27 protein-coding genes are annotated in these 21,981 nt (G+C 65.6%); 12 read left to right on the forward strand and 15 right to left on the reverse strand.

What is annotated here, in order from left to right; translation table 11 throughout:
* Positions 1-16: 16 nt before the first annotated feature.
* Positions 17-838, reverse strand: a complete 822-nt coding sequence (locus H0P51_RS01400; RefSeq protein WP_180916303.1) for an SDR family oxidoreductase — start codon at positions 836-838, stop codon at positions 17-19.
* Between the two features lie 61 nt (positions 839-899).
* On the opposite strand from H0P51_RS01400, the gene H0P51_RS01405 reads away from it, so the two are divergent.
* Complete coding sequence (locus tag H0P51_RS01405; RefSeq protein WP_246398316.1) at positions 900-1,493, forward strand: class I SAM-dependent methyltransferase; 594 nt, start codon at positions 900-902, stop codon at positions 1,491-1,493.
* A gap of 69 nt (positions 1,494-1,562) precedes the next feature.
* Here the strand turns inward: H0P51_RS01405 and H0P51_RS01410 are convergent, their stop codons facing one another.
* From H0P51_RS01410 to H0P51_RS01420, 3 genes are read right to left on the reverse strand one after another with little or no spacing between them, the layout of a single operon-like run.
* On the reverse strand, positions 1,563-2,381 hold the full coding sequence (locus tag H0P51_RS01410; RefSeq protein WP_180916305.1) for an SDR family NAD(P)-dependent oxidoreductase: 819 nt from the start codon (positions 2,379-2,381) through the stop codon (positions 1,563-1,565).
* Positions 2,382-2,388: 7 nt separating this feature from the next.
* Complete coding sequence (locus tag H0P51_RS01415; RefSeq protein WP_180916306.1) at positions 2,389-2,796, reverse strand: nuclear transport factor 2 family protein; 408 nt, start codon at positions 2,794-2,796, stop codon at positions 2,389-2,391.
* A gap of 8 nt (positions 2,797-2,804) precedes the next feature.
* Positions 2,805-3,836, reverse strand: a complete 1,032-nt coding sequence (locus H0P51_RS01420) for a zinc-binding dehydrogenase (protein WP_180916307.1) — start codon at positions 3,834-3,836, stop codon at positions 2,805-2,807.
* Positions 3,837-3,967: 131 nt separating this feature from the next.
* On the opposite strand from H0P51_RS01420, the gene H0P51_RS01425 reads away from it, so the two are divergent.
* Positions 3,968-4,798: a helix-turn-helix domain-containing protein gene (locus tag H0P51_RS01425; protein ID WP_180916308.1), complete on the forward strand. Its 831-nt coding sequence runs from the start codon at positions 3,968-3,970 to the stop codon at positions 4,796-4,798.
* On the opposite strand, the gene H0P51_RS01430 is transcribed toward H0P51_RS01425, so the two are convergent.
* From H0P51_RS01430 to H0P51_RS01440, 3 genes are all read right to left on the reverse strand, one after another.
* Positions 4,788-5,198: a DUF302 domain-containing protein gene (locus H0P51_RS01430; protein ID WP_180916309.1), complete on the reverse strand. Its 411-nt coding sequence runs from the start codon at positions 5,196-5,198 to the stop codon at positions 4,788-4,790. The two genes, H0P51_RS01425 and H0P51_RS01430, sit on opposite strands and share 11 nt — an antisense overlap.
* 19 nt (positions 5,199-5,217) lie before the next feature.
* Positions 5,218-5,487 carry a metal-sensitive transcriptional regulator gene (locus H0P51_RS01435; RefSeq protein ID WP_180916310.1) on the reverse strand — a complete coding sequence of 90 codons (270 nt, stop codon included), beginning with the start codon at positions 5,485-5,487 and terminating at the stop codon, positions 5,218-5,220.
* Positions 5,488-5,568: 81 nt separating this feature from the next.
* Positions 5,569-6,177, reverse strand: a complete 609-nt coding sequence (locus tag H0P51_RS01440) for a mycothiol-dependent nitroreductase Rv2466c family protein (protein ID WP_180916311.1) — start codon at positions 6,175-6,177, stop codon at positions 5,569-5,571.
* Between the two features lie 198 nt (positions 6,178-6,375).
* On the opposite strand from H0P51_RS01440, the gene H0P51_RS01445 reads away from it, so the two are divergent.
* From H0P51_RS01445 to H0P51_RS01460, 4 genes are all read left to right on the forward strand, one after another.
* A complete protein-coding gene (locus H0P51_RS01445) occupies positions 6,376-7,149 on the forward strand; it encodes a DUF2127 domain-containing protein (protein ID WP_180918665.1) in 774 nt (257 codons plus the stop codon).
* A gap of 100 nt (positions 7,150-7,249) precedes the next feature.
* Positions 7,250-7,453 (forward strand): hypothetical protein, encoded by a 204-nt coding sequence (locus H0P51_RS01450; RefSeq protein ID WP_180919291.1) that lies wholly within the window; start codon positions 7,250-7,252, stop codon positions 7,451-7,453.
* A gap of 94 nt (positions 7,454-7,547) precedes the next feature.
* On the forward strand, positions 7,548-8,012 hold the full coding sequence (locus H0P51_RS01455) for an SRPBCC family protein (protein WP_180918666.1): 465 nt from the start codon (positions 7,548-7,550) through the stop codon (positions 8,010-8,012).
* Between the two features lie 22 nt (positions 8,013-8,034).
* Positions 8,035-8,841, forward strand: coding sequence for an SDR family NAD(P)-dependent oxidoreductase (locus H0P51_RS01460; protein ID WP_180916312.1), 807 nt, complete (start codon positions 8,035-8,037; stop codon positions 8,839-8,841).
* A 3-nt stretch (positions 8,842-8,844) separates the two neighbouring features.
* Here the strand turns inward: H0P51_RS01460 and H0P51_RS01465 are convergent, their stop codons facing one another.
* On the reverse strand, positions 8,845-9,453 hold the full coding sequence (locus tag H0P51_RS01465) for a DUF5134 domain-containing protein (RefSeq protein ID WP_180916313.1): 609 nt from the start codon (positions 9,451-9,453) through the stop codon (positions 8,845-8,847).
* Between the two features lie 127 nt (positions 9,454-9,580).
* Between H0P51_RS01465 and H0P51_RS01470 the strand changes: the two genes are divergently transcribed.
* Positions 9,581-11,506: a cytochrome c oxidase assembly protein gene (locus tag H0P51_RS01470; protein ID WP_246398962.1), complete on the forward strand. Its 1,926-nt coding sequence runs from the start codon at positions 9,581-9,583 to the stop codon at positions 11,504-11,506.
* 12 nt (positions 11,507-11,518) lie between these two features.
* On the opposite strand, the gene H0P51_RS01475 is transcribed toward H0P51_RS01470, so the two are convergent.
* From H0P51_RS01475 to H0P51_RS01490, 4 genes are all read right to left on the reverse strand, one after another.
* Positions 11,519-11,737: a heavy-metal-associated domain-containing protein gene (locus tag H0P51_RS01475; protein WP_180916315.1), complete on the reverse strand. Its 219-nt coding sequence runs from the start codon at positions 11,735-11,737 to the stop codon at positions 11,519-11,521.
* A 21-nt stretch (positions 11,738-11,758) separates the two neighbouring features.
* The gene (locus tag H0P51_RS01480) at positions 11,759-13,993 is read right to left on the reverse strand and encodes a heavy metal translocating P-type ATPase (RefSeq protein ID WP_180916316.1); all 2,235 of its coding nucleotides are present in this window, start codon (positions 13,991-13,993) and stop codon (positions 11,759-11,761) included.
* A gap of 99 nt (positions 13,994-14,092) precedes the next feature.
* Positions 14,093-15,481 carry an adenylate/guanylate cyclase domain-containing protein gene (locus tag H0P51_RS01485; protein WP_180916317.1) on the reverse strand — a complete coding sequence of 463 codons (1,389 nt, stop codon included), beginning with the start codon at positions 15,479-15,481 and terminating at the stop codon, positions 14,093-14,095.
* A 2-nt stretch (positions 15,482-15,483) separates the two neighbouring features.
* Positions 15,484-16,089: a TetR/AcrR family transcriptional regulator gene (locus tag H0P51_RS01490; RefSeq protein ID WP_180916318.1), complete on the reverse strand. Its 606-nt coding sequence runs from the start codon at positions 16,087-16,089 to the stop codon at positions 15,484-15,486.
* A 137-nt stretch (positions 16,090-16,226) separates the two neighbouring features.
* On the opposite strand from H0P51_RS01490, the gene H0P51_RS01495 reads away from it, so the two are divergent.
* Positions 16,227-17,144, forward strand: a complete 918-nt coding sequence (locus H0P51_RS01495) for an oxygenase MpaB family protein (RefSeq protein ID WP_180916319.1) — start codon at positions 16,227-16,229, stop codon at positions 17,142-17,144.
* A gap of 65 nt (positions 17,145-17,209) precedes the next feature.
* On the opposite strand, the gene rpsR is transcribed toward H0P51_RS01495, so the two are convergent.
* Genes rpsR through rpmB form a run of 3 tightly spaced genes read right to left on the reverse strand, consistent with a single transcriptional unit; the run spans position 17,210 to position 17,877 of the window.
* Complete coding sequence (gene rpsR, locus H0P51_RS01500; RefSeq protein ID WP_180916320.1) at positions 17,210-17,476, reverse strand: 30S ribosomal protein S18; 267 nt, start codon at positions 17,474-17,476, stop codon at positions 17,210-17,212.
* Positions 17,477-17,641, reverse strand: a complete 165-nt coding sequence (rpmG, locus tag H0P51_RS01505; protein WP_180916321.1) for a 50S ribosomal protein L33 — start codon at positions 17,639-17,641, stop codon at positions 17,477-17,479.
* On the reverse strand, positions 17,641-17,877 hold the full coding sequence (gene rpmB, locus H0P51_RS01510) for a 50S ribosomal protein L28 (protein ID WP_180918667.1): 237 nt from the start codon (positions 17,875-17,877) through the stop codon (positions 17,641-17,643). Before rpmB ends, rpmG begins: the two co-directional genes overlap by 1 nt.
* 75 nt (positions 17,878-17,952) lie before the next feature.
* On the opposite strand from rpmB, the gene mrf reads away from it, so the two are divergent.
* The 4 genes from mrf (at position 17,953) to H0P51_RS01530 (ending at position 21,981) form a co-directional block, all read left to right on the forward strand.
* Complete coding sequence (gene mrf / locus H0P51_RS01515) at positions 17,953-19,152, forward strand: ribosome hibernation factor-recruiting GTPase MRF (protein WP_180916322.1); 1,200 nt, start codon at positions 17,953-17,955, stop codon at positions 19,150-19,152.
* Positions 19,149-19,415: a type B 50S ribosomal protein L31 gene (locus H0P51_RS01520; RefSeq protein WP_180916323.1), complete on the forward strand. Its 267-nt coding sequence runs from the start codon at positions 19,149-19,151 to the stop codon at positions 19,413-19,415. Before mrf ends, H0P51_RS01520 begins: the two co-directional genes overlap by 4 nt.
* A 107-nt stretch (positions 19,416-19,522) precedes the next feature.
* A complete protein-coding gene (locus H0P51_RS01525; protein WP_180916324.1) occupies positions 19,523-20,413 on the forward strand; it encodes an SDR family NAD(P)-dependent oxidoreductase in 891 nt (296 codons plus the stop codon).
* Between the two features lie 8 nt (positions 20,414-20,421).
* Positions 20,422-21,981, forward strand: coding sequence for an AMP-binding protein (locus tag H0P51_RS01530; protein WP_180918668.1), 1,560 nt, complete (start codon positions 20,422-20,424; stop codon positions 21,979-21,981).

The following is a 21,981-nucleotide window of genomic DNA, read 5'->3' on the forward strand; positions in this document are numbered from 1 at the left end:
TTCGTTCTCGGCTCGCCTAGGGGTTGCCGGTTTTCATCGCGGCGATCACGCCGCCGTCGACCAACAGGTCGGTGCCGGTGATGAACGTCGATTCGGGACCGAGTAGAAACGCGGTCGCCGCGGCGATGTCGTCGGGAGTACCGATACGACCGGTCCCCGACATTTCGATCATCGCGCGCATCCCGTCGCCGACCGCGGAAGCCAATTCTTCCTGGCCCATCGGGGTGGAGATGATCCCCGGGCTGATCGAGTTGATCCGGGCACCGCGGCGCCCCCACTGCGATGCGGCAGCGCGAACCCGAATATGGTTGGCCTGCTTGGCGATCGGGTAGGCGAAGGCCGACTCGGTGATGCTGTTGATGAAGTCGAGCTCCAGCAGTTCGCCGGGCGGGTTGTGTGCCAGCGACTTTTCGCGTTCCGGTGGCTGCGCGGCAAACATGTGGCCGGCCATACTGGCGATGACCACGCCGGCACCGCCCGGAGCTATGATCTCGCCGAACTCCTGCAGAACCAGGGCTGTCCCTAAAAGGTCGACTGCCATGACCGCTTGGGCGGACGCCTGGGCCGGGGAGAGTCCGGCGGTGTGCACCATCGCAGTGACGGGGCCGAGGGACGCGGCGAACTCGGCGAGCGCGTGCACCGACTCGGCGGCAGAGACGTCGACAGTCTGGCTCCTGACCTCATAGCCGTCGGCGGCGAGCGCTTCGGCAACTGAGGTCAGGGTCGCTTCGTTGTTGTCGGCCAGCAGGACTGTCTTGCCGCTGCCTAGCCGTCGCGCGATCGCTTGGCCCATGCCCCCCACGCCGATGACGGCCAGTACTTGCCGGTGTGCTGCCATTCCAACTCCTTGCGCTTTGCGCCCGTCGAAGAATAGGGGCTGCGCCGCTACGTTGGACGAAGTGTCGACGCGACAACCCTGGAATATCAACATTCATTACAACGCACTCGTGGATGCCGAGGTCCCGCCCAGTACCCAGCGGGTGCTCGACGTGGGGTGCGGCGACGGCTTCCTGGCCGCTCGACTGGTTCAGCGGATACCGCAGGTCGCTGCCCTTGATATCGACGGCGGCGTCCTGCAGCGTGCGCAGACCCGGTTCGCCGGCGCGCCGATCCATTGGATGCAGGGTGACGTCATGACGGTCGAGCTGCCCACGTTCGACGCGGTGGTGTCCAATGCCGCCTTCCACCACATCGACGACACCAAGGCCGCGCTGGCGCGTCTCTGCGCTCTGGTGTCGCCCGGCGGCACGCTGGCGGTCGTCACCTTTGTCAGAGTTTCGCTGCGCGAACTGTGGTGGCACCTGCCGTCGTGGATCGCCTGCACCATGGTCAATCGAGTCAGAGGCAAATGGGACCACACCGCCCCGATCAAATGGCCTCCGCCGGATACATTTTCGCAGCTTCGCTCCAACGTGCGCACGGTGCTTCCGGAGGCCCGCGTTCGCCGCTTGCTCTACGGCCGGGTGTTGATCACCTGGCGGGCGCCGGTTTGATGTGAGACCTCTCCGGGCCTGTACATCGCGACAGTCGTTGGGAGGGCCGAAATTTCCGAATTGCATGAGCTAATTGTCGGGACCCATGGATGCGGCGCTGGCCTGGATCATCAGATTCACCAACTGATTGCGGGTGAGCGAACCCATCATCTGAGTGGCGGCGCGCAAGTCCTCGCCCACGATCCAGGTCGGGCCGTTTGCGAGGTTCTCGAACGCCTCGGCAATCACGTCACTGACAGCGCAGGCGCCGGGCGGAACATCGTTGGGTGAGGCGATCTGGCCTCGGCTGTACTCGAGTTCACGCAACGCGGGCGTATCCGTCTTACCCAGGATCAGCCCCAAGACGTCGATTCCGTGGGGGTGCAGCTCGGCCCACAGCGCCTCGGCGAACACCATGTCGAACGCCTTGGAAGCGCCGTACGCGACCATGTTGGGGCCACCGGCCAACCCGGCGCCCGATCCGAAGATTACGATGCCACCTCGGCCCCGCTCGACCATTGGGCGCGCGAAATGATGGCACAACTGCATCGGCACCACGCAGTTGCGCTGCACCATCGACTCGGCCGCCTCGATCGGATTGGCCAGGAAGGGCTGGAAATTGGGGTCTGCCCCCGCGCAGTACACCAGTAATCCAAGCTCCAGATCGCTGGTCGCTTCGGCGATGACAGAAGCGGCATTCTTCGTTGCCAGATCGATTGCGAGAACCCGAGTTTTGGCTGTTGTAGTGGTATGGATCTGTGCGGCAACACTATCCAGCACCGGTCGGCGCCGAGCCAGCAGCACGACGTTAACCCCGTGTTCGGCCAGGCCCTTGGCGAACGCGGCGCCCACGCCGTCGGAGGCGCCTGCGACGAGGGCCCACGGTCCGTACTTGTCGGAAAACGTCATGCCCGGGCTACCCGACTGCTACGACGCGCACGGGGGTGAACTGGCGTCTTGAGATCCGCCACCCGTCGGTGGCGCGGACCAAGGCGTCGTCGTAGAACCCGATCGCGTTGACGCCACGCTGGTTGTCGGCGGCCATGATCACCGCGTCGATGTAGCTGCGGGCTTCGGCATGGTCGCCGTCGAGGGCGACGGCGATATTACTCAGCCGGTGCAGCGTGTATCCCGCCGCCGCGTGCACCAGGGCCATAAATTCGATCACCTCGACAGCCGTTCGCCAGGTGCCGATCTCACCGTAGTCGACGTCGCACTCGTCGGTGAAGACCGTGCCGAGCAGCTGGTACTCACGCCGGTCGATGGCGGTGGCGTAGCGGATGAGCAGGTCCGAAATATCCTGGCGATCTTCACGTTCGGTCATGCAGGCCCTCACTTGGGGTGGACGATGATCCTTGGCGGCCCGTCGGATTTGCGGACCAGTTCGAGTGCGTCGGGTACCTCGTCAAGGCTGATGATCCTGCCCACGCTCGGCAGCGGGTCCAACCGGCCCGACGCGATCGCCGCCAACGTCCCGTACCAGTCCTGCGGGTGCGGCCCGCCACCGAATTGGATGGTGACGCCCTGCCGGGTGGCGGTGGTGATGTCCAGGGTGTCGCCGGTGTACCAACCGCCCGCGCAATAGATTCGAGTTCCCATCTCGGCCTGCTCGACGATCCGCTGGATCAGACCGGCGGCCCCGACGCACTCGAAAACTACTGCGGTCCCGGGTAATCCGTGCTGTGCGCGCACCTCTCGGAAGGCGTCGAACGCTGACTGCGCGGCCGGGTCGACCACCACGTGCGCACCGAATCCGCTGCGGGCCAGCTCGCGGCGATCGGCCTTGTAGTCGGTGACGATGATCGGTTCGATGCCCCGGCTCACCAGAGCGGCGACCGCGGAGAGGCCGATTGCTCCGGCTCCGATAACGATCGGGACCTCACCGGATTGCAGCCGAGCCGACCGTACGTAGAACTCGCCCACCGCGAATGCGTCGGTGAGAGCGACCGCGTCGCTGGATACACCGCCTACGACCGGCTTGGCCGCCACTTCGGAAACCACCAGTAGCTCAGCGAAACTGCCCTGCGCCTCCGGATGCTGGCCGATTATGCGCAGGCCACCGGCTCCGCCATCGACCAGACGCACCGGCATCGCGGTCACCCGCTCGCCGACCGCGAACTGATCCGTACAGCCGGGGCCGAAACCGACCACTTCACCGACGAACTCATGGCCGAGCACGATGTCGCGGTCGTCGTCGTACAGGGACCGGCCGGTCGGATCGTCGACCGCCAGTTCCGGGTGGTCCATGAAGTGCACATCCGAGGCGCAGATCGCGGTGCTCAGCGTCTTGAGCAGCAATTCGCCCCGTCCCGGCACGGGATCCGGCGTCTCGCGGACCTGCAACCGGCCGTTCCGCAGCACCACAGCGTGCATCGCATCGACTTCCAGTATCTCGAATATTCGATATATGATCTCGAAATAACAATCTAACTGTAGGAAAGCCAAGAGTAGGGAGTCAAGCCATCCGCGGATCGAACTCGGCGCCTACCGCTCGGGTGCTCGACGTGGTGGAGCTGCTCGCAAGATCGGGCGACGCTCGACTGCGGTACTCCGACGTGGCGCGCGAACTCCGCCTGACCCAGGCGACCGCGCACGCGATCCTCAAGACGCTCTGCGACCGGGGCTGGGTCAGCCGCGACCCGGTGTCCAAGACCTTCGCCCTAGGCCCGGCGCTGGCGGTGGTCGCGGCGAGAACCGAGGTGGCGCGGCCATTAGCGCATTCGGCGCGGGCGGCCGTGCTGGCAGTATCCGCAGAGCTGGGGTATCCCGGCTCGGTGGTCGAGCGGTTCGGCGACTCGTTGGTGATCACGGCGTTCGAGGGCGCCGACGCCACCGAGCCCTCCGGTCTGCCCGGTGACCGCATTCCCTACGCGCCGCCATTCGGGGTCGCCTTCGCCGCCTGGGACACGCCCGAGGGGCAACGCGAATGGATCCGGCGCGGAGCCGGCTGCGACCGGGAACGGACACAGCGGTTGGAAGGCGTGCTGGCGCGAACCCGCCAACGCGGGTTTGACGTCGACTGCACCACCCCGGCGCTGGCGCAGGCCGCACAACTGGTCGGCGCGCTGCAGGGTGACGAGATGCCCGCTTCAGTACGTCAGCTCATGGACCAGCTTTTCGTCGAATTCACCACCAGCGGAGGATTTTTCGAAGACGATACCGGCGACGCGGCACTACCCGTGGTCACCATTGCGGCACCGGTGTTCGATCATCGGGGGCGGGTGGGCCCGATCGTCGCCGTGCACCCGCTGCGTGCCCTCACCCGCCAGCAGATTCAGACCGTAGGTGAGCGTGTGGCTGCAGCCGCCGCCCGGGTCAGCCGCTGAGCGCGCCAATTGCGGCCTGCAGCTTGGCGGCGGCGGCGTCAGCGATCTCCTGCAGGCCGGGTTGGTCGATGACGCGGACCATCAGCTGGGGATCCATGGCCTCGACAATGATTCCATCGGCAGGCCCGGCGGTGTCGGCGCGGACCACCACGTTGCAGGGCAGCAGCTGACCGATCTGGCGGTCTACGCCGAGAGCTCGATGTGCGAGCTGTGGGTTGCAGGCGCCGAGGATGGTGTAATCCTCTATGTCCTCGCCCAGCTTCTGCTTCAGCGTGGCCTTGACGTCGATCCTGGTCAGTACGCCGAAGCCCTGCTCGGCGAGCACCCGTGTGGTCTTGTCGATCGCATCCTCGAAGGAGCCATGCAGGGTAGTGGTCAAACCCGTTGTTTGCGTGGTCATTACGAATTCCCCTCTCGTTTCAGGCAAGTGCCAGGAAAAGCTTTTCAAGTTCGGCTTCGGTCAGCGGCGGCGAATCGCCATGCTTGGTTCCGTTGATGCAATCGCGCAGGCCGGATGCGACGATCTTGAACCCGGCGCGGTCTAGCGCGCGGGATACCGCCGCGAGTTGGGTAACCACGTCCTTGCAGTTGCGGCCCTGCTCGATCATCGTGATCACACCGGCCAGCTGACCCTGTGCCCGCCGCAGGCGATTGAGCACCGCGGCAATATTGTCATCGTGATCACTCATGTTTTCTCTCCGTCTCCCTGACCTTCGTCCGTTAAAACCAACGTACCCCAGGGGGTATTCCGGGGCAATGTAGGACGCGATTCAGGCATTCGGCCGCTGGACCTGGATGAACTCGGGGGTGGCGGCCAGTATGGTCAAGGCATCGAACAGCGCCTGGCCGGTCTCGAGTGTCGGCGCCGACGTCAGCACCGGGCCGAAAAGGGTCTTCCCGTCGATGCTCAGTATCGGGCTGCCGCCCGCCCCGCCGAGGGCGTCCTGGCTGGCCTGGTGTGCTTGGCGGACAGCCATATCCAGCGTCATGTCCGAGCACGCGTCGACCGAGGTGCGTTGGACCCCGGCGTCACGCAGGAGGTGCCCGGCAAGCTCCTCGCTCACGAGGGCCGACTGGTCGAAGTACCGCTGTCCGAACGAGAAATAGGCCACCGCGAGTCCCTTCGCGCCAAGCTCGGCTCGGACCGCCGCCATCAGTCGACCGACCCGCACTGAGTCGCGCATCCGCGCCCGTTGCGGGGTTGGCAGCTCGCGGCCTTCGTTCAGGATTGCTAAATTCATGAGACGCCAATCGATTTCGAAGTCCGCACGCTCAGCGACGCGGGCTAGCCAACGGGCGGTGTTCCAGGAGAAAGGGCATACCGGATCAAGCCATAGGGTGACGTCGTGGCTCGTCGTACGCCGTGCCGAAGGGTTCATTGCTGCCTCTCACAAATTTGGTAGGTACGCATCCCGCAATATACCCCGGGGGGTAATATTCACCGCAGTCGAGAGAGTATCGGCATATCGGATATAGCGAGCAGGACCGCGTGAGCCCCCTTGCGCGGTTTACTGCCTACGTTGAATGATCGGCCCATTCCCGATCAGCCGGCAGCGGGCCGGGCCGAAGGAGCGCACGTGGCCAAGAAGAACAACCGCACCGTCAACCGATGGGAGCTGGTTACCTGTGCCCTGAGCGGACACGCCACCTACGCTCCGGATGACGAGGCACTGGCCGAGCGTCTGCACGCCAAGACCGAACTCGGTGAGGTATGGCGTTGCCTGCGCTGCGGTGATTTCGCTCTCGGGCCGCCGCACGGGCGCGGCAAGCCGGAAGAAGCACCGACGATCATGCGCGGCAAGGCATTACGCCAGGCGATAATCATTCGAGCGCTCAGCATCGAACGGTTGGGCCGGGCAGTGGTACTTGGACTCGCGGCGTGGGCCGTCTGGACGTTCCGCGGTTCGCGCGGCGCCATCCAGGCCACCCTGGACCGCGATCTGCCGATTTTCCGTGCCGCCGGATTCAAGGTGGACCAGATGTCGGCCATCCACGAACTGGAGAAGGCGCTGGCCGCCAAGCCGTCCACATTGGCGTTGATCACCTGCCTGCTCGCCGCCTACGCCGTGCTGCAGGTGATCGAAGGCGTCGGATTGTGGCTGCTGAAGCGCTGGGGCGAGTATTTCGCCGTGGTAGCTACCTCGATCTTCTTGCCGCTGGAAATCCACGACCTGGCCAAAGGGATCACGATGACCCGGGTGGTGACCTTCAGCATCAACGTCGCCGCAGTGATCTACCTGCTGGTCTCCAAGAGACTGTTCGGACTGCGGGGCGGCCGCAAGGCCTATGAGGAGGAGCGCCACGGCGACCAGCTGCTAGACCTGGAACGAGCCGCGATGACGGCGGCCTGACGGTGTGACACAACCCGTCGAGTACCCGGAGTGTGCCGGATGCCATAGCGGGGTTCGCGCGCTGTTTACCCGATCGCCGCGTTTGCGCAACGCGGAACGGGTGAAATACAAGAACGTGATTTCACAAAGGAACGAAGCCGTGACCACACTGCAAAACTGGATCAACCAGAGTCCCAGCGGCTCCGACCTTGTCGCGCCGATCAAAGCGCGCGCCTGCCACGCCCTGTCCACCGTGTTGCGCACCGCGCCGCGTCGCTCAGCAAGCGGACCGCGCGTGATGGAGCGCGGCATAGAACGCTGCTGACCGGCCGATCGCCGACGACGACGCGTGGTTGAATTCGGCTATGGCGGAACCGGAATCCATGGCGGAACCGGAATCCATGGCGGAACCGGAATCTATGGCAGAACCGGAGCGAATCGTCAGCGCAACCCGGGAGATCGCCACCGACGCGGAGCGGATCTTCGAACTCATCGCGGATCCGTCCCTGCAACCGAGCTGGGACGGCAACGACAACCTGGCCACCTCTGACCACGGACAGCGGGTGCACAACGTCGGTGACGTATTCGTCACAACACTCACCCTGGGTCAAGACCGCCACAACCACGTCGTCGAATTCGTCGAGGGGCGCCGAATCGCCTGGCGCCCATCTGAACCCGGAAAAGAGCCGCCCGGGCATCTGTGGCGTTGGGAGCTGACGCCGATCAGCGCAACCCGCACCCGCGTCACCCACACCTACGACTGGTCCGCACTGACCGACGCCAACCGCCTGGCCCGGGCCCGCGCCACGACGGCCGATCGATTGCGCGCATCAATGGACCGCCTGGCGACGATCGCGGAAGCGACGCAGAACTCGACCGGGTGAACCTGCGGGTACGGTCCTGCATATGGCGCTTCCAGCAACAGGACCCGACCGCACGGCCGTCGTCACCGGCGCATCGTCCGGCATCGGCGAACAGTTCGCCCGCATCCTCACCGAAATGGGCCACCAGGTGGTGTTGGTGGCTCGCAGCGCCGACCGCCTCGCCCAGATCGCCGACCGGTTGGGCGCCAACGCGCACCCGCTGCCGGCAGACCTGTCCGACCGTGCCGCCCGCGCTGATCTCCCGGACCGGGTCGGCGAACTGGGCTTGACGCCCGACATTCTGATCAACAATGCCGGGCTATCCACACTCGGAGTGGTCGCGAAATCGGTTCCGGAGAAAGAACTCAACCTGGTTGAGGTGGACGTTGCCGCCGTGGTCGACCTCTGCAGCAGGTTCCTGCCCGGGATGGTCGCACGACGCCGGGGAGCCATCCTCAACGTGGCGTCGGTGGCGGGATTCGGGCCGCTGCCCGGACAGGCCGCCTACGGCGGGGCCAAGGCCTTCGTACTTTCCTACACCCACAGCCTGCGCGGCGAACTCAAAGGCACCGGCGTTACCGCCACCACCCTGTGTCCAGGCCCGGTAGACACCGGATTCGGCGAGGCGGCCGGATTCGACAAAGAAGAAGCCGAAGCAGCGCTTCCGCGGGTGATGTGGAAGCCGGCGGACCAAGTGGCTCAGGCCGGAATCGACGGCCTGGCACGCGGGCGGGCGGTCGTTGTCCCGGGGCTGGTCAACCGGGTGTCGTCGGCGCTGTTCCGGGTTGCACCGCCGGAATGGATGCTGCCGTTGCTTACCCGCAGTCATCCCGCGATGAAAGACGCGTGACGCCTAGTGTGTAAGGCCCATGTTGGTGAACATGATTGACATGCCCAGTGCCATTGTCGCCTGAGCCATGCAGAACAACCGCTCGCGCCGACCCTGGGTTCCGGGGTGTCGCCGCAGCGTGAGCAATCGATAGCCCCAGGCGAAGGTGGCCAGCGTGAATACGGTCGCCCAAACCCCATTGCCGATGTCGACCCAGCGCGGGCCGACCGCCGCCTCTCGCATCCCAGGCATGTCCATTCCCGGCATATCCGGCATGTCCTGGTGCTCTAACCCGGTCGGCTGGTTACTCATTACGTCGTACATCCAGGCCATCGCCAGCATCTTCACGACGTGGTACCCGCCCGCAAGACGTGCGGCCGCCGCTCGGGCGACGAAAACGGTCGTTGCCACAAACCAGACCGCAGCTGCCAGGAAGAAGATTTCGGCCGCCGTCGCCGGTACTTGCAGGCCCTGTGGCCAGGCCATCACCGCCATCGCTATTGCGGTCGTGATGTGCAGACCGTGGCTGATTAGCGAGACAACCGAACGTCGGTCGATGACCAGCGCCAAGCTCAGCGCACTGAGTAGGAACGTGCCTGTCACCACCAAACGCAACGGCAGGTCTTGGATCATTCACCGAAGACTATGCGGTCCGACGGTTGGCTACGACGCGCGGTCGTAAGCTGCAAGGGTGCACCCCGACGAGACCAGCGCCATCGCGCCGCCACCTGAACAGGTGACTCGACGGCACTGGGCGCGCATCGCGGTGCCGGCCGTCGGCTTTGCGGTCGTCGCGGTCGCCGTCGGGGCCTATGGGCTGATCTCCGGCCCACGTCGGTACGCCGAAGCCGGCAACCCGTATCCCGGCAGATTCGTCAGTGCCGCAGCCCCGGTCGGCTACTTCGTCACATCGCTGCTGGGGGCGCTGTGCCTGGGTGCGCTGATCTTGGTGGTGACGACGTCACGACCGGAACCCGACGGTCTGCTCGACTCGAATTCATTCCGCATTCACCTTGTGGTAGAACGTGTTTCGTTGGTATGGCCGCTTGCCGCCGGGGCGATGGCGGTGCTGCAGGCCGCACACGACACCGGGGTGGGGGCCGGTGCCTTGTTGGGCAGCGGTGCGCTCCTGGACGCGGTCACCGTTTCCGAGACGGCACGTGCGTGGGTCGTGGTGCTGATCTGCACCCTGCCGGTTGCGGTGACGCTGCGCTTCACCACCCGCTGGCTTCCGCACGTCGTGCTACTGGTTCCGACCGTGGTAGCCGTCGTGGCCCCGGCGGTGACGGGCAACGCTGGACAGGGTCCAGACCACGATTACGCGACCAGTGCGGCACTCGTGTTCGCGGTAGCACTGGCCACGTTGACGGGCCTGAAGTTGGTAACCGCGCTGACAGGAGCCTGCACCACCCGCCTGCTGGCGCTGCTGCAAGTCGGCGTCGGCGCGCTGACGGTGGGGTACGGGGCGCTGCTGCTCTACCTGCTGATCCCGGGCTGGTCGTTCGATTCGGACTTCGCTCGACTTGGGCTGCTCGCGGGCGCGCTGGTGACGGCGATGTGGCTGTCGGACTGCTGGCGGCTGGCCACCTCGCGCGGCTCGGGCGCGGTGCCGAACATGATGGGCGGACTGGCCATGATGGGCGGACTGGCCATGATGGGCGCGATGGGCGCGATCGCCGCCATGGCGACGCAGGTCGCCCCGCGGTTCCTGGAGCACCGCTACACCGGCTGGGATGTGTACCTGGGTTATGAGCTGCCGCACCCGCCCACCATTGTCGGTGTGCTGACGCTTTGGCGTTTCGACAGCTTCGTCGGGGCACTCGGCGTTGTGCTGGCGATCGGCTACACGGCGGGCTTTGTGCGGCTGCGGCGGCAGGGCAATCACTGGTCGGTAGGCCGCTTGGTGGCCTGGCTTGCCGGCTGTGCCTCGCTAGTGATCACCACCAGCTCGGGTGTACGGGCTTACGGGTCGGCGATGTTTAGCATGCACATGGCCGAGCACATGATCCTGAACATGTTCATTCCGGTGCTGCTCGTGCTCGGCGGGCCGGTGACGCTGGCCCTGCGGGTGCTGCCCGCCGCCGGTGAGGGCAATCCGCCGGGGCCGCGGGAGTGGTTGACCTGGCTGCTGCACTCTCGGGTGACGAAGTTCCTCTCGCACCCCGTCGTGGCGTTCATACTCTTCGTCGGATCGCCCTACATCGTCTACTTCACGCCCTTGTTCGACACGTTCGTCCGCTACCACTGGGGCCACGAGTTCATGACGATCCACTTCCTGATCGTTGGGTATCTCTTCTACTGGGCGATCATCGGCATCGACCCGGGCCCGCGGCGGCTGCCTTACCCGGGACGGATCGGATTGTTGTTCGCGGTCATGCCTTTTCACGCGTTCTTCGGCGTAGCGCTGATGACGATGACCTCGCCGGTGGGCGCGACGTTCTACCGATCGGTCAATCTGCCGTGGCTGTCCAGCATCCTGGAAGACCAGCACCTCGGTGGTGGGATCGCTTGGACCCTAACGGAATTGCCGGTCATCATAGTAATCGTGGCACTGGTGACCCAATGGGCGCGTCAGGACCGCCGCACCGCTGCCCGCTCGGACCGGCACGCCGACAGCGACTACGCCGACGATGATCTCGACGCGTACAACGCGATGCTGCGGGAGCTATCGCGGATGCGGCGCTGATGGGTTTGCCCGTCAGCCCACGACCGTGAAATTCCCTTCGCCATTCAAGGCCGCCTGAACTTGCTCGCGGGTGAGTTCAACGTTAGTCGAAATCCGCACGATAGAACTGCCTTTGGTGTCCAGGTCGATGCTGACGCCGGTCACCGGCTTCAGTTCGTTCAGCGCGGTCGTGATGGTGTCGACGCACCCTCCGCAGTGCAGTCCGTCCACGAAAAACGTCTGTTCGGCCATGGCTTGCAGCTTACCGGGAGCTTATCGGGCCCCGAAATTGCGCAGCCGCAGGCTGTTCGATACCACGAAGAACGAAGAGAACGCCATGGCAGCGCCGGCGATCAACGGATTGAGCAGTCCAGCGGCGGCGATCGGGATGGCGGCGACGTTATATCCGAACGCCCACAGCATGTTTACCCGGATGGTCCGCATGGTCGCGCGCGCCAGATCCAGCGCCTGTGGAACGATGGCCAGGTCGTCGCGCACCAGGATGACATCGGCTGCGCCGATCGCCACGTCGGTGCCACGGCCGATCGCCAATCCCAGGTCGGCGCAAGCCAAAGCGGGACCATCGTTGATGCCGTCGCCCACCATCGCGACTACCCGACCCGCGGTGCGCAGACGTTGAATCTCAGCCACTTTGCCCTCGGGCAGCACCTCTGCGATCGCGCTTTCGATACCCACTCGGGCGGCCACCGCATCGGCGGCAGACTGGTTATCACCGGTGAGGAGGATGGTTCGCAGCCCGCGCTGGTGCAGTGCTGCGATCGCGTCGGCCGCGGTGTCCTTAACGGTATCGGAGATGGCGACCGCGGCGCACGGCATGCCATCGACCGATACGAAAACGACTGTCTCACCGCGTGATTCACCATCGCGGCGGGCGGCGTCCAGAATCGCGTCGCAGGCTGCGGCGCGAGTGACCCAGGATGGCTTGCCGACCTCGACGCGGTGCTCGCCGACGACGCCCGACGCCCCGCACCCGGGCACCGCGGCGAAGTCGCTAACCGATGCGGGATCCGGTGCGGCTGCGGCGATTGCGGCCGCCACGGCATGCTCGGAGGCGGCTTCGACCGCGGCCGCCAACGCGAGCGTCGACTCGGCTGTATAGCCGGGAAGCACCGTCACACGGGTTACGCTCAGCGCTCCGACTGTCAGCGTGCCCGTCTTGTCGAACACCACGGTGTCGATGCCGCGGATGGTCTCCAGGGCCCGGTAGCCCTTGATGAAGATGCCCAATTGCGCGCCCCGCCCGGAAGCGACCATCATCGCGGTCGGGGTCGCCAAACCGAGGGCGCATGGGCAGGCGATCACCAGCACACCGAGTACTACCGAGAAAGCGCGTTCCGCCCCGGCGCCGCCGAGAAGCCAGGCCGCGCCGGCGAGTAGGGCGACCGCGAACACCGCCGGCACGAATACTGCCGCGATGCGATCGGCGAGGCGCTGCGCGCGCGCCTTCTGCCCCTGCGCCTCCTCCACCAGCCGGACCATGGCCGCGAATTGGGTGTCGGCGCCCACCGCGGTGGCTTTGACAGTTAACCGGCCGTCCAGCACGGTGGTGCCGCCGAGCACCGACGCGTTTGGGTGTACGCGCACCGGCTTGGCTTCTCCGGTCATGGCGCTGGTGTCGACGGCTGCGGATCCGTCAAGGACGACACCGTCCGCGGCGATCGTCTCGCCGGGTCTGGTCACGAAGCGCTGCCGCTTCTTGAGCTCGCCGGCCGGGATAACCAGCTCCGCACCGTCGTCCAGCAGCACCGTCACACTCTTGGCGCCCAGCTCCGCCAGTGCGCGCAGCGCGCCGCCAGCCTTGGACTTGGCGCGCGCTTCGAAGTAGCGGCCCGCCAGCACGAAGACCGTAACCCCGGCGGCGACCTCGAGATAGATCGCGTCGCTGTGCAGGATGGCCTGCCAGATGCCATGGGTTTGCCGGGGTGGGCGCGCGACCAGGACGGTGGACAGCGACCAGACGGTGGCCGCGACGATACCGACCGAGATCAACGTCTCCATGGACGCGGTCCGGTGTCGCACGTTGCGCAGCGCGACCGAATGGAAGGGCCAGGCCGCCCACGTCACGATCGGCGCGGCCAGGGCGATCAACGCATAGCCCCAACCGTCGAATCGGGTGCTGGGCACCATCGCGAACATCGTGGACAAGTCGGCGAGTGGCACGAACAGCACCGCGGCAACCAGCAATCGTCGTAGCAGGCTGCGGGCATGATCAGCGTCGGGGTCGGCGGGACTAGCCACTGACTCCACGTGCGGAGACGCCCGGTAGCCGGCCTTCGCCACAATCTGACACAGGTCTTCGGCCGCCAGGTCGATGGTGTCGATGGTCGCCACCCGGGTGGCGTAATTAACTGACGCTCGCACCCCGCTGACCTTGTTCAGCTTTGTCTCGACCCGCGCGGCGCACGCCGCGCAGGTCATGCCGGAAACGTCGAGCCGGACCCGCCGCACGGAGGTGAGGTCGGAGTCGTCCACGACGGGAGTCGCCACAATCCTCCTCAGCTCTCCTCGGCTATCAGGGCAAATGAGTCAATCAAGCCTACAAGCGCCCACCGACGGGCTCGGCGAATGCCTAACAGGGAAAGGCGCTTAGGATCGGGCCGCCACGCGCTCACAGATCAGGGCGCACAACCGCCACTGGCCGGGCACACCCTTGAGTTCCCGCTCGCCGCGGTCGGTGAACCGGTGTCGCGACCCGGTGACAATGTCGCGCACGGTGGAAGAGACCAAGATCTCGCCCGGTCCGGCCAGCGCCGCGACGCGCGCGGCGATATGCACGGCCATGCCTGCCACGTCACTTTTCGCGCCGCTTGTCGTGGCACCGCGCACCTCCACCTCGCCTGCGTGGATGCCGACCCTGATCTCGACACCCAGGACACGCACGGCGTCGACGAGCTCGTCGCAGCACGCCAGCGCGGCACTGGGACTGCTGAAGGTCGCCACGAATCCGTCCCCGGCCGTGTTGACCTCGCGGCCGCCGAACCGTTGGATCTCGTGCCGCACGACGGTGTCGTGGTTGTCCAGCAGGTCCCGCCACCTGTTGTCGCCGAGCTGCGCTGCGCGCTCCGTGGATCCGACGATGTCGGTGAACACGATCGTCGTCAAGACCCGCTCGGCGTCCCCGCCGCCGCGCACGCCGGTGACGAACTCCTCGATCTCGTCGAGCATCGGCGCGGTGTCGCCGACCCAGTACAGGGCGTCGTCGCCGGGCAGTTCAACCAGGCGTGCGCCGACGATGTGTTCGGCCAGATAGTGTCCGTGCTCGATCGGGCTGAACTTGCGGTTGTCCCGGAACAGGATCAACGTCGGCGCAGTGATGCGGGACAGGGTGTCGCGCACGTCGGAACGCCTGATCGCCAGAATGATTGCGCGGGCCATGCTGGGGGACGCGGCCCGATTACCCGCCATGTCCCACCAGGCGCGGAATGCGAGGTCCCCGGCGACGCTGGGAGCGATGATGCTCAGCATGTCGAAGCCTTGCTCCACGGCATCGGGTTCGATGGCGACCGTGGTGTAGGGATCGGTGTCGCCGATCTCGGCGCCGATCGGATAGTCGGGCGCCAGCAGAGTGCGCGCCGCTCCGTTGATGCTCACCAGGCTGCTCACCCGCTCGGGATAGTCGGCCGCCAGTACCAGGCCGGTCATCGTGGTGAAACTGGGGGCCAGGATCGTCGCCCGCTCGCAGCCGACCGCATTCATCACCGCGATCGCATCCTTGGCCCAGAATTTCGGCCCGATCATGTCGGCCGAGGACACCCGCGAAGACAACCCGATGCCGCGCTGGTCGTAGCGGATCACCCGGGCGAACGACGCCAACCTGCGGTGGAAGCGGTACATGGAGGGCTCGGAGTCGACAGTGTCGATCGGTATGGACGGACCCGGCAGCACCAGCAGGTCGGTTGGACCGTCACCGAATACCTGGTAGGCGATGTCGACGTCACCGCAGCTGGCGTAGCGAGTTCGTGGGACTTGCGCCACGCTTACAGGCTAATGATTGGCACCAGATATCGCGCCGCGTAATTGCGGACCGCCTGCTGATCGGACGTATCCAGGCGGTCAGTGGGGAACATGATTATCCCCGCCGCCACGCGCAGCAGGATGTCGGCGATATTGGCCAGGTCGTCGTCGGCCAGCTCGGCGCCGCAGCGCCGCAGCGTGTGGGCGATCCCGTCGGCGAACCGGTTGATTGGAAATGCCTTCGACCGCGAAAACATGCCGAACAATTCGGGTTCGCTCTCGGCGATGCGCGAATACAATGGCGAGTCCTGCACCAGTCGCACGCCGAGCGTGAACGCCTCGATCACTGCCTGCTGAGGATTTCGTCCGGTGGTGGCGTGGTCCAGCGTCGCGAAGAACGCCTCTCCCTCGCGGCGCATGACCGCCTCGAACAGGTCGTCCTTGGTGGGGAAGCGCCGGTAGATGGTGCTGCGGCTAACGCCGGCCCGCACGGCAACGTCTTCGATATTGGCTCGTCGCACCCCGTAGGTCTCGAAGACCGAACGCGCGGTGTCCAGGATGGCGTGCTCAATATCGCCGGGCGCGGCACCGGGTACCACCGGCGTCGCTTTCGGCCGGGTCTTGGACATGCCTGCCATTGTCGTCCGCCTGTTTGTGCGACGTTCCCCCCGGTAAAACCTAGCGTGTCGGATGGTATGTTTGAAACAAAGGTACGAGTTTGTTTCTCTGATTCAGATTTGTGCGCCCGTGCCCGAGGGGATTACTGATGACTGCTGAGCTTGGCTTCGAGACCGGTATCCGCGAAGCCGTGCCCATGCTGGTCGACGAAATCGCAGACGCGGCGCCGGTGCTGGGACCCGATTCGCTGATCTGGAAGTTCTACGGCGACTATCGCACTCAGCTCTTCGGTTTCCAGCGGGTCGCCGGTACCGAGAACTGCATCGAACAACTCGGGCAGGGGGTGCTGGACCACTCGGTGATCTTCAGCGACACCCTCGGCAGGGCCAAACGCACCGCACCGCCCCTGATGAAGACCGTCTACTCCGAGGACCCACACAAGTGGGGCCGCACGGTGCGGAATTTCCACAAGCCGATCAAGGGGACCATCAGTGACGGATCGCGCTACCACGCGCTCAATCCGGAATTGTTCTACTGGGCGCACGCCACCTTCGTGGATCAGGTTCTCTACACGGCAGACATGTTCATTCGCCGGCTGTCGCACGCGGAGAAGGAGCAGATCTTCGCCGAGAGCAAGGTCTGGTACCGCCTTTACGGCGTCAGCGACCGGGGCCAACCGCAGACCTACGACGAATTCGTCTCCTATTGGGACGGCATGCTCGACCGTTTCGTGCCCCACAAGACCGTGCTTTATGGCACCGGCTACCTACGGAAAGGCATTCCCGGCCCGCGCCGCATCCCCCGTCCGATATGGAGAGTGCTGTCCGCGCCGCTGAACTCCTACGCGCGTCTGGTGATCGTGGGGACTTGCCCGCCGCAGATGCGCGAGGTGTGCGAACTGCAGTGGAATGCCAAGAAGGAGAAGCGTTTCCAACGATTCGCCGCGGTGATGCGGGCACTGAATCCGCTGATCAACCGATTGCCGCTGCGCGTGGTCTATGCCAGCTGGGCGGCCGATGCCTGGGAACGCACGGGCATTGATCCGCGCAAGATCAACAACAGCTGAGCGCGGCCCGAACAACTGAAAGCGCGGTGGCGCACCGATCGGACCGGCACCCAGTGGGCCGGCCGCTAGGGAGCGGAAACGTATGGCAGCAAAGCCATCTCGCGGGCGTTTTTGATGGCGGTCGCGACCTGTCGTTGCTGCTGGACGGTCAGCCCGGTGACGCGACGGGAGCGGATCTTTCCGCGTTCGGACACGAACAACCGCAATGTCTTGGTGTCCTTATAGTCGACGGCGGCGAGACCGAGACTCCTCAGGACGTTTCTCTTCGGTGCCGCCGGTTTGACGGTGCTGTGCGCTGGGCGTTTCGGTCGTTGGGTCGATTTCTTGGCCATTTAGCGCTCCTCGCGAAACTCGACGTGTCGGCGCAGCACGGGGTCGTACTTTTTCAACACGAGGCGATCGGGATCGTTTCGGCGGTTCTTGCGGGTGACGTAGGTGTAGCCGGTTCCCGCGGTCGAGCGTAGCTTCACTATCGGACGAATCTCGTTGCGCGCCATCAGATATGCACTCCCGTTCGGCGTAGCCGCGCGACAACGGCCTCGATGCCGTACCGGTCGATCACTTTGATGCCCTTCGCGCTGACCCGCAGTGTGACGCGCCTGCCTTCCGAGGGCAGGTAGTAGGTCTTGGTCTGCAGATTGGGCGACCAGCGTCGCCGCGTTCTGCGGTGCGAATGGGACAACGAGTTACCGAAACCGACTGTGCGGCCGGTGACTTGGCAGCGGGCAGAAATTTCGAGCCTCCTGTTTCGACAACCTCTGCAGCGCACTGTAGCCTTAATGAAAATGATTTTCAATAAGGGGTGTCAATGAAGCGAACGCAGGTGGTGCTGGTGGCCGGCCAGGGTCCTACGGACGATGTGACGGGGACCTTATTACGCCAAACCGGGACCGCGGTGGTCGAGCATCGATTTGACGGTCAGGTGGTGCGCCGGACAGTCATCATGTTGAGCGGGGGCGAGCTGACCGCGGTCGAGGAGGCGCTGGAGTTGGCGCACGGCTGCCTCGCCTGCACCATCCGCAACGACCTGCTGGTGCTGCTGCGCAAGTTGCACCGTCGCTCGAACGTGGAACGCATCGTCGTGCACCTGGCGCCCTGGTTGGAACCCGAACCGGTGTGTTGGGCGATCAACCACGTCCGAGTGCGGGTCGGGCCGGGCTACCCGGACGGCCCGGCGGCCCACGACGTGCAAATCAGCGGTGTCGTCACGTGTATCGACACGGAGCGGTGGCTTAGCCAGTCCCTCGGCGATGACCTGTTGCCGGACGGCCGCACGGTGGCCCAGGCCGCCGTCGGTCAAGCCGAATTTGCCGACCTACTGGTGCTGACCCGGCCCGAACCCACCACGCTGGCGGTGCTGCGTCGCCTGGCTCCACGCGCTCGGATCACCGTCGGCACTGAACGCGTTGAACTGGCACTGGCGAACCTCGACGAGCAGTCCCGGTGTGGGCGCAGCGATTCGCCGCACGTGCCGCTGCTGGCCGGGCTACCCCCGCTAGCCCCCGACGGGCGCGTCACTATCGTCGAGTTCAACGCGCGCCGACCCTTTCGCCCGGAACGACTGCACGACGCGGTAGACCGGTTGCTCGACGGCGTCGTTCGCACCCGCGGCCGGCTGTGGCTGGCGAACCGCCCCGATCACGTCATGTGGCTGGAATCGGCCGGCGGCGGCCTGCGGGTCGCCTCGGCGGGCAAGTGGCTGGCGGCCATGACCCTCTCCGAGGTGGCCGGCGTTGACCCGGAACGGCGACTGTTCGCCGACCTGATGTGGGAATTCCACCACGGCGACCGGCACACCGCGATCACTGTGCTGGTCTGTGGTGCGGACCCCGCCGACATCACCTCGGTACTGCAGGCTGCGCTTCTCACCGACGCGGAGATGGCCGATCAAAGTCGATGGGACGGTTACGACGACCCCTTTGGTGACTGGCACCAGGACCCGTGCCATGAAACGCCGGACGCGGCGGGCGAGTTCTCCGCCCACCGCAGCGGCGGAGAACAAGCATGAAGCCAGGCATTCACCCCGACTACCACCCGGTGGTGTTCCAAGACGCGAACACCGGTGTCAGGTTCCTCACCCGATCCACGGTCTCGAGTTCTCGGACCGTCGAGTGGGAAACCTCGGCGGGACTGCGGTCGTATCCACTAGTGATCGTCGAGGTGACCGCCGATTCCCACCCATTCTGGACCGGAAAACAGCGCACCCTTGACGCGGCCGGCCGAGTCGATCGGTTCAACCGTCGTTATGGATTGGGTGGTCATCGGGCCTGACGGGACCGTTGAGCCGAGGGGGCTGGACGCACCCGGCCGTCAGCTGACATTGTGACCATGGGTCATTATGGGCTATGACGGCTGGAACGCACTCGAAGGACGCACCGATGAACCTGGTTTCGCAGGCTTTTGATTGGGGTGTCGACAGGTTGGCGAACCCGGCGCGGATATCGGATCCCGACCGGCTGCGCGCAGTCGTCTCCGGCAAGACCATCCTGGTCACCGGCGCCTCCTACGGCATCGGCGAGGCCACCGCGCGCAAGCTGGCCGCGGCGGGCGCCACGGTATTGGTGGTAGCCCGCTCGGTCGAACGTCTCGACGACGTCGCGGCCTCGATCAACGCCGGCGGGGGCCGGGCCGTGGTCTACCCGACCGATCTCAGCGACGAGGACGCCGTCAGTCACCTGGCCAAACAAATCTACGAAGATCACGGGCCACTTGACATCGTGGTGAGCAACGCGGGCAAGTCGCTGCGCCGCTCACTGCACGAACAGTACGACCGGCCGCACGACTTTGCGCGGACCATCGGGGTGAACTATCTGGGGCCGATCTGGCTGATGCTGGGAGTGCTGCCGGCGATGCGCGAGGCCGGCCGCGGGCAGATCGTCAACGTCTCGAGCGTCGGCGTGCGCGTGGCTCCCGGCCCGCAATGGGGTGCTTACCAGGCATCCAAGGGGGCGTTCGACCGCTGGCTACGCAGCGTGGCGCCGGAACTGCACGGCGACGGGATCGACGTCTCCACGATCTATTTCGCGCTGGTCCGCACCCGGATGATCGAACCCACCCCGCTGCTGGGCCGGCTTCCCGGTCTGACGCCCGACCAGGCAGCCGACGCGGTCGCCCAGGCGATCATCGAGCGGCCTCGCACCAACGAGCCGCCGTGGGTGTGGCCGGCCGAACTGGCCTCGGTACTGCTGGCCGGACCGGCCGAACGGGCCGCCCGGATCTGGTACCGCCGCTTTTTCACCGCGGCCGATAGCACGGGCGCCCGGTCGTGACGGACAGTATCGTGGCCACCGCAGTCCGCGCGGTGACGTCGTCGGGACTGCTTGGTCCACCCGGGCCGGCCGCGGCGCTGCGCGTCGTCTGCGAGGCGGCGCGGGGCGGCACCAACCTCTACACGCTGCTGGCGGTTTCGGCGGCCCGATGGCCGGATCGAACCGCGATCGTCGACGACGACGGCACGCTGAGTTACCTTCAGCTGCAAGCGTTCACCGAATCACTGGCCCGCACGCTGCTCGAGGCCGATGTCCAAGCGGGCCAATCCGTCGGAGTCATGTGCCGCAACGGACGCAACTTCGTCGCGGCGGTGTTCGCCACCGGCCTGGTGGGCGCCGACATCGTGTTGGTCAACACCGAGTTTCGCGCCGACGCGCTGGCGGGTGCTCTGGCAGGTCACCAGATCCGGACGATGTTCTGTGACAACGAGTTTCTCGACCAGATCCACCGCACCGCGGAATCGATCACCGCGATCGACCCGCAGCAGGTCCAAGCGCGCCGCGGCGCCAGGCCCCGAGTGGCGTCTTCGGGCCGCATCGTCCTGCTGACGTCGGGTACGACGGGAGTGCCCAAAGGAGTGCCTCGAAGGCCAAAGGTCAGCTCGGGGCTGGGGGTCGGCGTCACCCTGCTCGAGCGCACCGGTCTGCACGTCGGAACCCGAATGGCCATGGCGACACCCATGTTTCACGGTTTGGGGTTTGGGATGCTGACACTGACCGTCTGCCTGGGCGGCACGATCCTTACCCATCGTCGCTTCGACGCCGAAGCCACCCTGGCCCAAGCCTCGCTGCACCGCGCCGACTCGATGAGCGCGGTGCCGATCATGCTGGCCCGGATCCTGGACCTACCGCAGCGGATCCGGTCACGAAATCCGTTGTCCTACTTGCGGGTAGTGGTGTCCAGCGGTGACCGGCTCGAGCCTGGCCTGGCTCGGCGGTTCATGGATGTCTACGGTGATGTGGTCTACAACCTGTATGGGTCCACCGAGGTGGGCATCGGGTCTTTGGCCACACCCGCCGAGCTGCGCCGGTTTCCCGAGACGGTTGGCCGGCCCGTCGCCGGCTGCCCGGTGCGGATCTACAGCCGCAACGGCAGACCTGTCGGCCCCCGTGTTACGGGCCGCATATTCGTTGGCGGGGAACTGAATTCGGAGGGTTACACGGGAGGAGCCGTCCTGCTCGAACGCAAAGCCGTCATGGACGGCATGACCAGTACCGGCGACATGGGGTACCTCGACGAAGACGGCCGGCTCTACATCGTCGGACGTGAGGACGACATGATCGTGTCAGGTGGGGAGAACGTCTATCCCCGCGCACTGGAAAATGCTCTGGCCGGCCATCCTGACATCGCCGAGAACGCGGTTGTCGGTGTGCCCGACGAACAGTTCGGCAAGCGGTTGGCGGCCTTCGTTGTGCCGCGGCCGGATAGCGACATCGACGAGTCGGAGCTGCGAGAGTTCTTGAAGGGCAAGGTTTCCCGTTTCGAACAGCCTCGCGATATCAACATCGTGAGCAGCATCCCGCGCAATCCAGCCGGCAAGGTGATCCGTCGGGAGCTGTCCGGCTGA

This window comes from Mycobacterium vicinigordonae, assembly GCF_013466425.1.
Classification (GTDB): domain Bacteria; phylum Actinomycetota; class Actinomycetes; order Mycobacteriales; family Mycobacteriaceae; genus Mycobacterium; species Mycobacterium vicinigordonae.